The organism is Maritimibacter harenae (genome assembly GCF_009882975.1).
Classification (GTDB): Bacteria; Pseudomonadota; Alphaproteobacteria; order Rhodobacterales; family Rhodobacteraceae; genus Maritimibacter; species Maritimibacter harenae.
This window is the reverse complement of sequence record NZ_WTUX01000011.1, coordinates 297,330-311,508: the sequence shown is the minus strand read 5'-3', so window position 1 is coordinate 311,508 and position 14,179 is coordinate 297,330. Positions and strand designations below refer to the sequence as shown.

The 14,179-nt window shown below is 68.4% G+C and carries 11 protein-coding genes; 8 read left to right on the top strand and 3 right to left on the bottom strand.

Translation table 11 applies throughout. The features are described from left to right. The first annotated feature begins 36 nt into the window (after positions 1 to 36). The 6 genes from purF to GQE99_RS08200 all read left to right on the top strand — a co-directional run bounded on the left by purF (position 37) and on the right by GQE99_RS08200 (position 5,450). Complete coding sequence (gene purF / locus GQE99_RS08225) at positions 37 to 1,488, top strand: amidophosphoribosyltransferase (protein WP_161351509.1); 1,452 nt, start codon at positions 37 to 39, stop codon at positions 1,486 to 1,488. Positions 1,489 to 1,669: 181 nt separating this feature from the next. Further along, on the top strand, positions 1,670 to 1,957 hold the full coding sequence (locus tag GQE99_RS08220; protein WP_161351113.1) for a hypothetical protein: 288 nt from the start codon (positions 1,670 to 1,672) through the stop codon (positions 1,955 to 1,957). Positions 1,958 to 2,070: 113 nt separating this feature from the next. Further along, positions 2,071 to 2,721: an SDR family NAD(P)-dependent oxidoreductase gene (locus tag GQE99_RS08215; protein WP_161351112.1), complete on the top strand. Its 651-nt coding sequence runs from the start codon at positions 2,071 to 2,073 to the stop codon at positions 2,719 to 2,721. 73 nt (positions 2,722 to 2,794) lie between these two features. After that, complete coding sequence (gene surE, locus GQE99_RS08210) at positions 2,795 to 3,580, top strand: 5'/3'-nucleotidase SurE (protein WP_161351111.1); 786 nt, start codon at positions 2,795 to 2,797, stop codon at positions 3,578 to 3,580. Next, positions 3,577 to 4,230, top strand: a complete 654-nt coding sequence (locus GQE99_RS08205; protein WP_161351110.1) for a protein-L-isoaspartate(D-aspartate) O-methyltransferase — start codon at positions 3,577 to 3,579, stop codon at positions 4,228 to 4,230. The genes surE and GQE99_RS08205 overlap by 4 nt, the downstream gene beginning before the upstream one ends. A 53-nt stretch (positions 4,231 to 4,283) precedes the next feature. After that, positions 4,284 to 5,450, top strand: a complete 1,167-nt coding sequence (locus tag GQE99_RS08200; RefSeq protein ID WP_161351109.1) for a M23 family metallopeptidase — start codon at positions 4,284 to 4,286, stop codon at positions 5,448 to 5,450. Between the two features lie 46 nt (positions 5,451 to 5,496). Here the strand turns inward: GQE99_RS08200 and der are convergent, their stop codons facing one another. Genes der through GQE99_RS08185 form a run of 3 tightly spaced genes read right to left on the bottom strand, consistent with a single transcriptional unit; the run spans position 5,497 to position 9,028 of the window. Next, positions 5,497 to 6,942, bottom strand: coding sequence for a ribosome biogenesis GTPase Der (gene der, locus GQE99_RS08195; RefSeq protein WP_161351108.1), 1,446 nt, complete (start codon positions 6,940 to 6,942; stop codon positions 5,497 to 5,499). Between the two features lie 46 nt (positions 6,943 to 6,988). Beyond that, the gene (locus tag GQE99_RS08190; protein WP_161351107.1) at positions 6,989 to 8,329 is read right to left on the bottom strand and encodes a PQQ-like beta-propeller repeat protein; all 1,341 of its coding nucleotides are present in this window, start codon (positions 8,327 to 8,329) and stop codon (positions 6,989 to 6,991) included. Between the two features lie 60 nt (positions 8,330 to 8,389). Continuing rightward, a complete protein-coding gene (locus GQE99_RS08185) occupies positions 8,390 to 9,028 on the bottom strand; it encodes a hypothetical protein (RefSeq protein WP_161351106.1) in 639 nt (212 codons plus the stop codon). A gap of 196 nt (positions 9,029 to 9,224) precedes the next feature. On the opposite strand from GQE99_RS08185, the gene GQE99_RS08180 reads away from it, so the two are divergent. Next, complete coding sequence (locus GQE99_RS08180) at positions 9,225 to 10,322, top strand: efflux RND transporter periplasmic adaptor subunit (RefSeq protein WP_161351105.1); 1,098 nt, start codon at positions 9,225 to 9,227, stop codon at positions 10,320 to 10,322. Next, positions 10,319 to 14,116 (top strand): efflux RND transporter permease subunit, encoded by a 3,798-nt coding sequence (locus GQE99_RS08175; RefSeq protein WP_161351104.1) that lies wholly within the window; start codon positions 10,319 to 10,321, stop codon positions 14,114 to 14,116. Before GQE99_RS08180 ends, GQE99_RS08175 begins: the two co-directional genes overlap by 4 nt. Positions 14,117 to 14,179: the final 63 nt, after the last annotated feature.

The following is a 14,179-nucleotide window of genomic DNA, read 5'->3' as shown; positions in this document are numbered from 1 at the left end:
GATCTCTCGCCCATGTCTGCTGCCCGCCAGCCCGCCATGCCGCCCGCCCATCCCTTCGATGACGACAAGCTCAAGGAAGAATGTGGCGTTTTCGGTGTGATCGGCCTTACCGATGCCGCGAACTTCGTGGCCCTCGGCCTTCACGCATTGCAACACCGCGGGCAGGAAGCCGGCGGGATTGTCGCGCATGACCCCGAACAGGGGTTCAACTCGGCCCGCCGCTTCGGCTACGTCCGCGACAACTTCACCAAGCAATCGCTCATGGAAACGCTGCCGGGACCGCTTTCGATCGGTCACGTGCGCTACTCCACCGCCGGGTCGAAAGGCGCCGTCATCCGTGACGTGCAGCCGTTCTTCGGCGAGTTTTCGATGGGCGGCGCCGCGATCGCGCACAACGGCAACATCACCAATGCCGAGGAGCTGCGCCGCGAGCTGATCGAGCGCGGCTCGATCTTCCAGTCCTCCAGCGACTCGGAATGCATCATCCACCTGATGGCGCGCAGCCTGCAGAAACATGCCGCCGAGCGGCTCGAGGACGCGCTGCGCCGGGTCGAGGGGGCGTTCTCCGTCGTGGCCATGACGCGCACCAAGCTGATCGGCGTACGCGACCCGTTGGGCGTGCGCCCGCTGGTGCTGGGCCGGCTCGGCGACGGCTGGGTCCTGTCGTCGGAAACCTGCGCCCTCGACATCATCGGCGCCGAGTTCGAGCGCGAGATCGAGCCGGGCGAGATGGTCGTCATCACCGACAAGGGCGTGGAAAGCCGCCACCCCTTCCGGCCGCAGAAGTCGCGCTTCTGCATCTTCGAACACGTCTATTTCTCGCGCCCCGACTCGATCATCGGGGGCCGCTCGGTCTATGAGACGCGCCGCCAGATCGGCGTGGAGCTCGCACGAGAGAACCCGGTGGATGCCGACCTCGTCTGCCCCGTGCCCGACAGCGGCACGCCGGCGGCCATCGGCTTCAGCCAGGAATCGGGCATTCCCTACGCGATGGGGATCATCCGCAACCAGTACATGGGCCGGACCTTCATCGAGCCGACCGAGCAGATCCGTAACATGGGTGTGCGCCTCAAGCTCAACGTGAACCGCGCCCTGATCCGCGGCAAACGCGTGATCCTGGTCGACGACTCGGTCGTGCGCGGCACCACCAGCCGCAAGATCAAGGACATGATCCTCGATGCCGGGGCGAAGGAGGTGCATTTCCGCATCGCGAGCCCGCCGACCGCTTGGCCGTGCTTCTACGGCGTCGACACGCCGCAGCGCGAAAAGCTCCTGGCCGCCAACATGTCGGAAGACGAGATGTGCGACTACCTGGGCGTCGACAGCCTGCGTTTCATCTCGCTTGACGGGCTCTACCGGGCCGTGGGCGAGGCGCAGGGGCGTGACCCGGCATCGCCGGCCTATTGCGACGCCTGCTTCTCGGGAGAATACCCGGTCGCGCCGCGCGACATGCTGGCCAAGGGTTTCGAACTGAAAGCCGCCGAATAACCTTCAAAACAACGGCATGACGGTGCCCTGTCGGCATCTTTCTGCGCATGCGAATGGACGGGATGGGCCAATTGCAGCCCATCCGCCGAAGCCCCCCTTTTCTCCGGCGTGAACGTGGTGTTTACCCCACGCCGCTAGTTTCGAGCGAGATCCACTCCCTCGCAGAACCAGAGGTACAAAGATGGCAAACACCACCGCGTCCCACACCGGGGACGGGACCGCTCCCCTCGTGGCGCAACATGCGACCAAGGCGGGCGAACTTCGGCTCGACCAGATCCAGCTGATCGGCATCGCGGGCAAGCCCGGTGAGATGACCGCGCTCTTTCGCATGACGAAAGGCGACATCATGCGCGTGTCCGAGGGCGATGAAAGCCCCATCGGCAGCATCCACGAGATCAGCGATGCGGGCGTCGTCGTCACCCGGTCGAACGGCAATTCCATCTTCATCCCGCCGATCCCGGTGGGCTGACCCCTTTGGGGGTCGCGCTGGGGCCGCAGGAATTCACACCTGCGGCCCTGCCACGCACTGGACAGCCTCCAACACGAATGAGATACCGCGGGCAAACGTCAACGGAGTGACGCATGCCCGACAAGATCGCCCTCATCACCGGCGCCTCGCGCGGCCTTGGCGCCGCCCTGGCGCTGGAACTGGCCCCCACCCACCACGTCGTCGCCGTGGCGCGCACCACCGGCGCGCTCGAGGAACTCGACGACCGCATCAAGGCGGCCGGGGGCGAGGCGACGCTGGCGCCGATGGACGTCACGAACGGCGAAGCGATGGCCCAGCTCTGCCGCGCGATCCACGATCGCTGGGGCCGGGTCGACCTCTGGGCGCACACGGCGATCGAAGCGCAGCAGCTCATGCCCACCGATCACGTCGCACTGGCCGAGAAGGACTGGGAGAAATCCGTGGCGGTCAACCTCGACGCCACCGCGCGGCTGATCGCCTTCGTCTCGCCGCTCCTTGGCGAACAGGGCACCGCGGCCTTCTTCCACGACAACCACGCGGGCGAGAAGTTCTTCGGTGCCTACGGGGCGACCAAGGCCGGGCAGATGGCGCTGGCGCGCAGCTGGCAGGCGGAGCGCGAGAATATCGGACCCTCCGTGCGCATCCTGGAACCCGCGCCGCTCGCCACCGCCATGCGCGCGCGTTTCCACCCCGGCGAGGACCGCGACACGCTCACGAAACCGGCCGACGAGGCCAAAAGGCTGTTGCCCGAGCTCCTCGCCTGATCACGCATTGCGCACCTGTCTTGTGACCGTTCCAAGCCTGACCTATTGAGAGATCAGGGCTAACGGGGGCACCATGCGCATTCTCATCACGAACGACGACGGCATCAACGCACCGGGGCTTGCCGTGCTCGAGGCGATCGCCACCGAGGTCGCGGGAGCCGGGGGCGAGGTCTGGACCGTCGCGCCCGCCTTCGAGCAATCCGGCGTCGGCCATTGCATCAGCTATTCGCGCCCCATGCTGGTGGCCGAGCTCGGCCCCCGCCGTTTCGCCGCCGAAGGCAGCCCCGCCGACTGCGTGCTGGCGGGCATTGGCGACATCCTTCCCGAGCCGCCCGACCTGGTCCTCTCCGGCGTGAACCGTGGCAACAACGCGGCCGAGAACGTGCTCTATTCCGGCACCATCGGCGGCGCGATGGAAGCCGCGCTCCAGGGCCTGCCGGCCATCGCCATGTCGCAGTTCATCGGGCCCGAGAACTACGACCTCGAAAACCTCTTCGAAGCCGCGGCCGAACACGGCGCGGCCACGGTCAAACGGCTCCTCGACGCGGCCCCTTGGCAGGAAACCGCCGACTACCGGCTGTTCTACAACGTCAATTTCCCGCCCGTCCCCGCATCCCGCGTGAAGGGCATGCGCGCCGGCGCGCAAGGCTGGCGGGAGGACACGTTCTTCGGCACCGAGCCCACGACGTCGCCCTCCGGGCGGCGCTTCATCTGGATCAAGGGCGGCCGGCAGCACAAGCCGACGGCGCCCGGCACGGACGCCGCCCTGAACCTCGACGGTTACATCGCGGTGACCCCGATGCGGGCCGATCTCACCGCGCACGACATGCTGTCCGACCTCGAACAGGCTCTGGAATGAGCGACCCGAACGACCCCATCGCCGCACGCAAGATGCAGTTCCTGTTCCACCTGCGCTCCAAGGGGGTCACCGACACCCGTGTTTTGAACGCGATGGAGACCATCGACCGGGGGCGGTTCGTGCGCGGCGTCTTTTCCGACCGCGCCTACGAGGACATGCCGCTGCCCATCGCGAGCGGCCAGACGATCAGCCAGCCCTCCGTGGTCGGGCTCATGACCCAGGCGTTGAACGTGCAGCCGCGCGACAAGGTGCTCGAGGTCGGGACCGGCTCCGGCTACCAGGCCGCGATCCTCGCCAAGCTCGCGCGCCGGGTCTACACCGTCGACCGCCACCGCCAGTTGGTGCGCGCCGCGCGCGACGTCTTCGAAGAGCTGGGCCTGCACACGATCACCGCGATCACCGCTGACGGGAGCTTCGGCCTGCCCGAACAGGCCCCCTTCGACCGCATCATCGTGACCGCCGCGGCCGAGGACCCGCCCGGGCCCCTATTGGCTCAACTGGCGATCGGCGGTATCATGGTGTTACCGGTGGGGCAGTCGGACCACGTGCAGAGCCTGATCAAGGTGACGCGCAGCGAAAGCGGGTTCGACTACGACGAAATCCTGCCGGTCAGGTTCGTTCCGCTCGTCGAAGGTCTGGGACAAGACTAGGGCGGCAAAGGCGCAAAGACCCGGGGACACGGGTCGGACAAGAGGTCGGCAGTATGGAATTCGCACAGCACACCCGCGCGCGCATCAGGCGGAGCCTGGTGCTCGGCACCACCCTCGTGACCCTGGGGGCCTGCTCCGGCACGGTCTCGGACGACGGGTGGCTGGACTTCGACCTCGACGCCGACCTGCGCGGCCTGTCGGACGGGTTCACCACCGCCGACGCGGCGCGCCAGGCGCGCGGCGCGGCCCGGCCCGAGCCGGACGCACGCGGCATCATTTCGTATCCCACCTACCAGGTCGCCGTGGCGCGCGAGGGCGACACGCTCACGTCGCTCGCCAACCGCGTCGGCCTGCCGGAGGCCGAGCTCAGCCGCTACAACGGCCTGAACGCGGGCGCGCGCCTGCACGAGGGCGAAATCGTCGCCCTGCCCCGCAAGGTGGGCAACGCGGGCAGCGTGGACGTGGAATCGCTCGCCGGCAACGCGCTCGACCGCGTCGGCAACACCCAGTCCGGACAGAACGCCGGCACGCAGAGCGGCGAAGAGCCGATCCGTCACCAGGTCGTGCGCGGCGAAACCGCCTACTCGGTCGCGCGCCTCTACGGCGTGTCGGTGCGGGCGCTGGCCGAATGGAACGGTCTCGACGGGTCGCTCACGGTGCGCGAGGGGCAGTACCTGCTGATCCCGCCGAAAAGCGCGGACACGCAGCCCGCCAACACGCGGACCGGCGAGAACTCGGCCCCCGGCGTCGGCACGCCCACGCCACTGCCGCCCTCCTCGTCGGCCCCCCTGCCCGAAGAACAGCAGACGGCCGCCAACACGGCGACCCAGACCCCGCAATCGCCCAACCTCGGCAACGAGCGCACGAGCAACGCCCAGATGGCCATGCCGGTCGACGGGCGGATCGTGGGCGCTTACGTGCGCGGGAAGTCGGACGGGATCGATATCTCCGCAAGCCCCGGCACCACGGTGCGCGCCGCGCGGGCCGGAACCGTCGCCGCGATCACCCGCGACACGAACGACGTGCCGATCCTGGTGCTGCGCCACGAGGGCAACCTGCTGACCGTCTACGCGGGCATCTCCGATATCGCGGTGTCCAAGGGCGACACGGTCGCGCGCGGCCAGCAGATCGCCAAGGTCCGCGCGAGCGACAACCCGGCGCTGCACTTCCAGGTGCGCCAGGGCACGTCCAGCGTCGATCCGATGGAATACCTGAACTAGGCACGCAAAGGCCTGCGGCGGGGGCCACGCGGCCCCTGCCCGGTTCTCAGCTGTCCGCCCGGCCCTTGCCCAGGTGCTTTCGCAGCCGCGAAGGCGTCGACTTCGTCTTGTTCTTGTAGGGGTTCTTGTCGGCCTGGCTGCGCATGTGCAGCCGGATCGGCGTTCCCGGCATGTCGAAATCGTCGCGCAGCCCGTTGACCAGGTAGCGCGTGTAGCTTTCGGGCAGCTTCTCCGGATTCGAACACATCACGACGAACCCCGGCGGCCGGGTCTTCACCTGCGTCATGTAGCGCAGCTTGATGCGCCGGCCCGACGGCGCGGGCGGCGGGTGCTGGGCGACCATCTCGGCAAGCCAGTCGTTGAGCTTCGCGGTCGGGATGCGGCGGTTCCACACCTCGTGGGCGCGCACCACGGCGGCGTGCAGGCGGTCGAGCCCGCGCCCCGTCTTGGCCGAGATCGTCACCAGCGGCGCCCCGCGCAGCTGCGGCAAGAGCGTTTCGAACCCGTTGCGCAGATGCTTGAGCTTCTGCTGCTTCTCGGGCTCCACGTCCCACTTGTTCACCGCGACCACGACCGCACGGCCCTCGCGCTCGGCAAGGTCGGCGATGCGCAGGTCCTGCTGTTCGAACGGGATCGCGGCGTCGAGCAGCACCACCACGACCTCGGCGAACTTCACGGCCCGCAGCCCGTCGGCCACCGACAGCTTCTCGAGCTTTTCCTGCACCTTGGCGCGCTTGCGCATGCCGGCGGTGTCGAAGATCCGCGTGGGCGTGCCGTCCCAGTCGAAGGCGAGCGAGATCGAATCGCGGGTGATCCCGGCCTCGGGGCCCGTCAGAAGCCGCTCTTCGCCGATCAGGGCGTTGATCAGGGTCGACTTGCCGGCGTTGGGCCGGCCGATCACGGCGACCTGGAGCGGCTTTTCACGCGTGGGCACGCGCGGCTGGCCGTCTTCCACGTCGACATCCGTCTCGGCCTCGCCCGTCGGACGGTCGGCGGTCGCCTCGGCCACCGGGACCAGGGCGGCGGCGAGATCGCCCATGCCCTCGCCATGCTCGGCCGAGAGCGCGATCGGTTCGCCCAACCCGAGCCCCCAGGCCTCGATCATGCCGGCCTCGCCGGCGGAGCCTTCGGCCTTGTTGGCCGCGAGGATCACATGCGCGTTCTTCTTGCGCAGGATGTCCGCGAAAATCTCGTCCGTCGGCAGAACGCCGGCGCGCGCGTCGATCAGGAACAGGCAGGCATCGGCCATTTCCACCGCGCGCTCGGTCAGCCGCCGCATCCGGCCGGGGAGCGAATCGTCGGTCGCGTCCTCGAGCCCGGCGGTGTCGATCACGGTGAAGCGCAGCTCGCCCAGGCGCGCGTCGCCTTCGCGCAGGTCGCGCGTGACGCCGGGCTGGTTGTCGACCAGCGCCAGCCGCTTGCCCACCAGACGGTTGAACAGCGTTGATTTGCCCACATTGGGCCGGCCCACGATGGCGAGGGTGAAAGTCATCTCATGTCTCCGGACGTGAAGCCGCCCGCATAGAGATTAGCGCGCCTTAACGCAAGGCCATCAGCGTGCCCGCGTCGCTCACGATGTAGGCGACCCCGCCCACGATCACCGGGCGCGAGGCCGCACCGGCGGGCAGTTCGACCGACGTGACGAGCGCGCCGCTCGCCGGATCGAAGGCGCGCAGCATGTTGTCGCCCGAGGCAACCCAGAGGCGGCCACCGGCCAGCGTCGGGCCATAGCTCGGGTAGATGGCGCTCTGACGGCGCACGCGGTCCTTGACGTAGCCCGGAAGCGGCACGCCCCAGATGCGTTCGCCGGTCCCGGCGTCAAGCCGCACGAGTTCGAGGTCATCGCCCACCATGAAAAGCGATCCGCCGGCCACGACCATCGGCCCCACGGCGCCTTCAACGGCGCTCCAGCGCTGCTGGCCGCTCGTGTTCAGGGCGACGGTCTGGCCCGCGATGGTGCCCGCGTAGATGCTGCGGCCGTCCACGACCGGCGCGCCCGTGATCTCGGAGACCTGCGCCAGCGCTTCGCCGGGGCGCACGCCCTTGATCGGCAGGACCCAGCGCGGTTCGCCCGCGTTGATGTCCACGCCCACGAGCGAGGTCAGCGAGAAGGGCATCACCACGGTGTTGCCGGTCACGGCCGGGGTCGAGGACCCCAGAACGCCCGGCTGCTGCGGCGTGCCCGGCAGTCTCCACTTGAGGCGGCCGTTCGCCAGATTGACCGCGTGGCCCACGTTGTCGGTCGACAGCACGTAGACGGTGCCGCCCGATACGGTCGGCGCGCCCGAGCCCGGGGCGCCCAGGTCCTGGCGCCAGCGTACCGCGCCCGTGGACGCGTCGAGCGCGACCAGTTCGCCGAAGCCCGTGGAGGCCAGGACGAGTCCGTCGGCATAGGCCAGCCCGCCCCCCGACGCCTCACCCGTGCGTTCGCCCGGCGGCGTGAGGTCGGTGGTCCAGCGCCGCTCGCCCGACGTCGTCAGGGCCGACAGGCTGAGTTCGGAATCCATCACGTAGACGGTGCCGCCGGCCACGACCGGCTCTGCGGTGATGGTGTGCTTGCGGTCGTTGCCCGCGCCGAAGCGCACGTTGAAGATCACCTGCGGCGACGCCGAGAACTGCACATGCGGGGCGTTGTTTTGGGCGTTGCCCGCGACCTGCGACCAGGACCCGAGCGAGGTCTGGCGCGGCAGCGACACGGCACGCGTCACGTTTTCCTTCGTCTCGGAGAAGCTGGCGGCCTGCGCCTCGCCCACCACTTCGGGGTCGGGTGAGAAGATGCTCGAGCGTTCGCCCTGAAAAATCACTTCGCGCCGGTCGCAGGCGCTCACGGTCGCCACGACGCCCATCAGTGCGAGGCCGATCCATCCATTGCGTGTCACGCGCGTGTCCCCCAAACTGTGCCCGTTTCTGTCAGGGGCGGCCCGGCCGCGCCCGTCCGATCACTCCACCGTGCCGCCAAGCGCCACGATCAATTGCGCCGCACGGTCGCGCAGCGCACGCCCGGCATCCGCATCGTCCATCAAGCCCTGCAAACGTGCAAGGGCTGCGTCGTTGTCGCCCATCGCAATTTCCGCAAGTGCGGCCTGTTCCTCGGCCAGAACGCGGAATGGCGCGCCCGGCGTCATCAGCGGCTCGAGCGCGGCAAGACGTTCCTCGGCGCTGAGCTGCGTCTCGGGCAGCATCACGCGCTTCATCGTGGCGAGGTCACGGTAGATGGTCGGGAATTCGGCGTTGCCCTCGACACCGGCGAGAATCTCGTCGGCGCGGGCGGCCTCCTCGGCCTCGGCCGCCTTGAGCAGCGCGAGCGCCGCCTGGGCGTCGCCGCTGGCCGGCGCTGCGTCCAGCGCGTCGATGCGGGCTTCGGGTGTCTCGGCCTCCATCGCGGCCAGCACGGCGTCACCGGCGGCCTGCGCTTCGCGCGCCTCGCGGGCTTTCAGGTATTCGTTCACGGCAGCGCCGCCGACGATCGCGATCACGGCGACGGCCCCGACCCAACCCCACTTGCGGAAGAAGGCGAACAGCCGGTCACGGCGAACTTCTTCGGTGACCTCGTCGATGAAACTTTCGGGATTGCTCAATTCGCCGGCCCCCAGGCGCCTGTATCGTCATTTTGACCTCTTCTTTACCGGAAACCCGCAAGCTTTGCCAAGGGGCGCGGCAAAAGTGATCCAATTCTTCTTCAATACCGCATAAGGTGGTGAACGTATCTTGTGGCGCAAGGTATGCGGTTCTATGTGACGGCTAATTAACGAGCCGGGACAGCGAGATTAAGACATGCGGCCCATTCCGATCCTGACGGCGTTGCTCACTGTGGCGGTCCTTTTCATGCTGGTCTTCCAGCGCGAGACCGTGCGCGATTTCATCGGGGTCGAAGGGCCCGCCGCCGAGGCGGACGAAGCCGCCGAAACCACGACGGACGAAGATGCGGCCGTCTCGGTGATCGCGCAGCGCTCGAACGCCCGCCAGATCGACAGCGCCGTGGTCCTGCGTGGCGAGACGGAGGCCACGCGCCAGGTCAACCTGATGTCGGAGACGTCGGGCCGCGTGATCGCCGCGCCGGTCGCCAAGGGCACCCAGGTCGACGAAGGCGACGTGCTGTGCGAACTCGACCCGGGCACGCGTGAAGTGAGCCTGAAACAGGCCCAGGCCCAGCTTGCCGAGGCGCGCAAGAACCTCGACGCGGCCGAACGTCTGTCCGAGGACGGGTTCGCCAGCGAAACCCGCGTGCTGTCCGCGCGTTCCGCCTTCGAAGCCGCCCAGGCGGCGGTCGAACAGGCCCGATCCGCGCTCGACGACCTCGAGATCACAGCGCCGTTCGGGGGCGTGGTCGAGGACGACACCGCCGAGATCGGCCAACTGCTTCAACCCGGCGCGCTCTGCGCCACCATCGTCCAGCTCGATCCGCTCGTGCTCGTGGGCTACGTGCCCGAGATGGACGTTTCGCGCGTCGAGCTTGGCGCGCAGGTGGGCGCACGCCTGACGACCGGCCAGCAGCTGATGGGTGAAGTCACCTTCATCGGACGTGCCGCCGACCCCGTGACCCGCACGTTCCGGGTCGAGGCCGAGGTCGCCAACCCCGACCTCGCGATCCGCGACGGTCAGACCGTCGAGATGTACATCGCCGCCGCCGGGCGCGCCGCGCACCTGGTGCCGCAATCGGCGCTCACGCTCAACAACGCGGGTGACCTGGGCGTTCGGGTGGTCGGCGAAGGCGACGTGGCACGCTTCATGCCGGTCGAGCTCGTGCGCGACAGCACCCAGGGCGTCTATGTCGCGGGCCTGCCCGACGAGGTGGCGATCATCGTCGTCGGCCAGGATTACGTCACCGACGGCGTGGCCATCGCGCCCTCCTACCGGGAGCCGGGCACATGAACCGCGTCGTCGACTGGGCCGCCGCGCGGGCGCGCATGGTCGCGGCCTTCATCACCCTGTCGCTCGTGGCAGGAATCGCGGCCTATGTCGGCCTTCCGAAAGAGGGTGAGCCGGACATCGAGATCCCGGCCCTCTTCGTGTCGGTCCCCTTCCCCGGCATCTCCGCGGAGGACAGTGAAAACCTGCTCGTGCGCCCGATGGAGCAGGAGCTCGCCGACATCGACGGGCTGAAGAAGATGACCGGCACGGCGGCCGAGAACTACGCGGGCCTCGCGCTCGAGTTCGAATTCGGCTGGGACCGCACCAAGGTCATCGCCGACGTGCGCGACGCGATGAACGCGGCCGAGGCGAAGTTCCCCGAGGGCTACGAGAAATACTCGGTCAACGAGATCAACTTCTCCGAATTCCCCATCGTCGTCGTCAACTTCACCGGCGATGTGCCCGAGCGCACGCGCGTGCGCCTCGCCCGCGAGATGCAGGACGAGATCGAGGCGCTGGAACCCGTGCTCGAAGCCCAGCTCACAGGCGCGCGCGACGAGATGATGGAGGTCCTGATCGACCCCCTCAAGCTCGAGGCCTACAACGTCACGGCCGGGGAGCTGATCCAGGTCGTGACCAACAACAACCAGCTGATCGCGGCCGGCCAGATCACCACGCCCTCGGGCGCCACCTCGATCAAGATCCCCTCGTCCTTCAACGACGTGCAGGACATCTACGCCCTGCCCGTGAAGGTGAACGGCGACCGCGTCGTGACGCTGGGCGATCTCGCCGAGATCCGGCTGGCCTTCGAGGACCGCGCCGGCACCGCGCGCTTCAACGGGGACACGACGGTGTCGCTGCAGGTGGTCAAGCGCAAGGGCTTCAACCTGATCGACACCGTGGCCGAGGTGAAGGAGACCGCCCGCGCCGTTCAGGCCGAGTGGCCCGACGAGCTCAAGCAGGCGGTCCAGCTCGAGTTCTCCAACGACCAGAGCCACGTGGTCGACTCGATGGTGCGCCAGCTCGAAGGCTCGGTGATCACCGCGATCGCGCTGGTGATGATCGTGGTGCTCGCCGCCCTCGGCATGCGCTCCGCCCTGCTCGTGGGCTTCGCGATCCCGACCTCGTTCCTGCTCACCTTCGCCCTCTTCGCCGTGCTCGGGGTGGCGATCAACAACATCGTCATGTTCGGCCTGATCCTCGCCGTGGGGATGCTGGTCGACGGCGCCATCGTCGTCGTCGAATACGCCGACAAGCGCATCTCCGAGGGCGTGGGGCCCATGTCGGCCTATACCGAGGCCGCCAAGCGGATGTTCTGGCCGATCATCTCGTCCACCGCCACGACGCTCTGCGCCTTCCTGCCCATGCTGTTCTGGCCGGGGATCCCGGGCGAGTTCATGGGGATGCTGCCGCGCACGCTGATCTACGTTCTGACCGCCTCGCTTCTCGTGGCGCTGATCTACCTGCCGGTGATGGGCGGCGTCGCGGGGCGCCTGTCGCGCTCGCTCGACCGGGCCGCGCAGACCCTGCGCCCCTGGCCCTGGGTCCTGCGCGCGGTCCTGCTCCTGGCTGCCCTCGCCCTGCTCCTGGGCGCCGCGATGCAGATCGCAAACCCCGACTACCTCTTCGACCGGGCGGGCCTGGGCCCCAACCCGCTCGACGGGCCGGTCGCGATGATCCCGGGCGTGGTGGTCTTCCTCGTCATGGCGATGATCACCACGATCCTCATGGACGCCGTCAAACCGCAGCGCAAACCGAAGAAGGTCCAGGTCACGTACCGGCGCACGGGCTTCGGCGTGATCATCCACGCGATCGTCGGCAACCCGGTCATGCCGATCGTCACCATCGCCGCGGTCATCGCGCTCGTGGCCGGGATCGGGATGGACTACAGCCAGAACAACCGGGGTGTCGAGTTCTTCGCGGACACCGCCCCGGAGCAGGCCATCGTCTACGTGCGCGGGCGCGGCAACCTGTCGATCGAGGAAAAGGACGACATGGTCCGCCGGATCGAAGACGTGGTCATGTCGGTCCCCGGCGTGAAGAACGCCTTCTCCTTCGCCGGCGACGGCGGGCTGAACCAGAACACCGGCGGCGCGGCGGGCCCGCGCGACACCATCGGCCAGGTCCAGATCGAGATCGCCACCTTCGAGGAGCGCCCCGCCTACGAGGTCGAGGACAGGCTGCTCGGCATCATCCCCTACACCCGCACGGTGCGCGACGACAGCTATGACGGCAAGGTCGTGGTCGAGGCGCTCAAGGACCGCCTGGCCGAGGTCGATGGCATCCCGACCGAGGTCGCCGCCATCGCCGGCGGCCCGGCCTCCACCAAGCCCGTGAACCTGCGCCTGAAGGGCGACGACGGCGACACGCTGCTCGCCGCGACCGAAGAGGTGCGCCAGTATTTCGACGACCTCCCGGGCCTCGCCCAGGTCGAGGACACGCGCCCCCTGCCCGGCATCGACTGGGAGGTGAACATCGACGTGGAAGAGGCCGGGCGCTACGGCACCGACGTCGCCACCGTGGGCGGCATGGTGCAGCTCGTCACCACCGGCCTCCTGCTCGACACCATGCGCATCGAGGGCAACGACGAAGAGGTCGAGATCCGCGTGCGCTTCCCCGAAGAGGACCGCGTGCTCTCCACGCTCGACACGCTCAAGGTGCGCACCCAGCAGGGGCTCGTCCCGCTGTCGAACTTCGTGACCCGCGAACCGGTGCCGACGCTGGCCCAGATCGACCGGATCGACCAGAGCCGCTATTTCGACGTGAAAGCCGCCGTCGACCCGGGGCTGGTCAAGCTCTCGGGGCCCGAGGGCGACCGCGGCGTCATGCCGGCCGCCGAGGCCGACCGCATCATCGCGCGCGCGGACACCCCGGAAGCCTTCACCAAGACCCCCGTGACCTCGACCGAGCGGATCAACACGATCACGCAATGGCTCGACTCGGGCGTGCTCCCCACGGGCGTGGATTACGAATGGGCCGGCGACTTCGCCGACCAGTCCGAATCCACCGCCTTCCTGGGCAAGGCCTTCGCGGGCGCGCTCTTCCTGATGTTCATCATCCTGCTCGCGCAGTTCAACAGCTTCTACAACTCGGTGCTGGTGCTTCTGGCCGTGGTCCTGTCGTCCGCGGGCGTCCTCTTCGGGATGCTCGTGATGGGTCAGCCCTTCTCGGTGATCATGACCGGTACCGGGGTCGTGGCGCTCGCCGGGATCGTGGTGAACAACAACATCGTCCTGATCGACACCTACCAGGAGTACGCGCAGTACATGCCGCGGCTCGAGGCGATCACGCGCACCGCGGAAAGCCGCATCCGACCGGTGCTCCTGACCACGATCACCACGATGGCCGGGCTCGCGCCGATGATGTTCGGACTCAGCTTCGACTTCATCAACGGCGGCTACTCGGTCAACGCGCCCACGGCGCTGTGGTGGGTCCAGCTCGCCACAGCCGTGGTCTTCGGCCTCGGCATCGCCACCATCCTGACGCTCGTCTTCACCCCCTCCATGCTCGCGCTGCGGGTCTGGGTCGGCGCGGGCGCCTACCGCTCGGTCGCGGGGCTGAAGTCGCTCACGCTGGGCCGCGACTCGCGTGCCGCGCGCGACCTCGCGCTCCAGAAGAAGGCGCGCCGCACCCCGGTGGACGAGGTGCAGTGGGACTTCGAGGAACCGGCGATCGAAGCGGACGACGGCGATGACGCGCCCACGGCGGACGAGCTCGACTACCTGCTCACCACGCGCCGCTCTGCAGGCGACGGGATCGACGCGGACACCACCGACGACGACAAGCCCGGCCCGCACATCAAGGCGGCCGAGTAACCCGTTTCATCTTTCCGGAAATACGCCCGGGGGGTTCGGGGGGCTGGCCCCCGATTTGGCCTG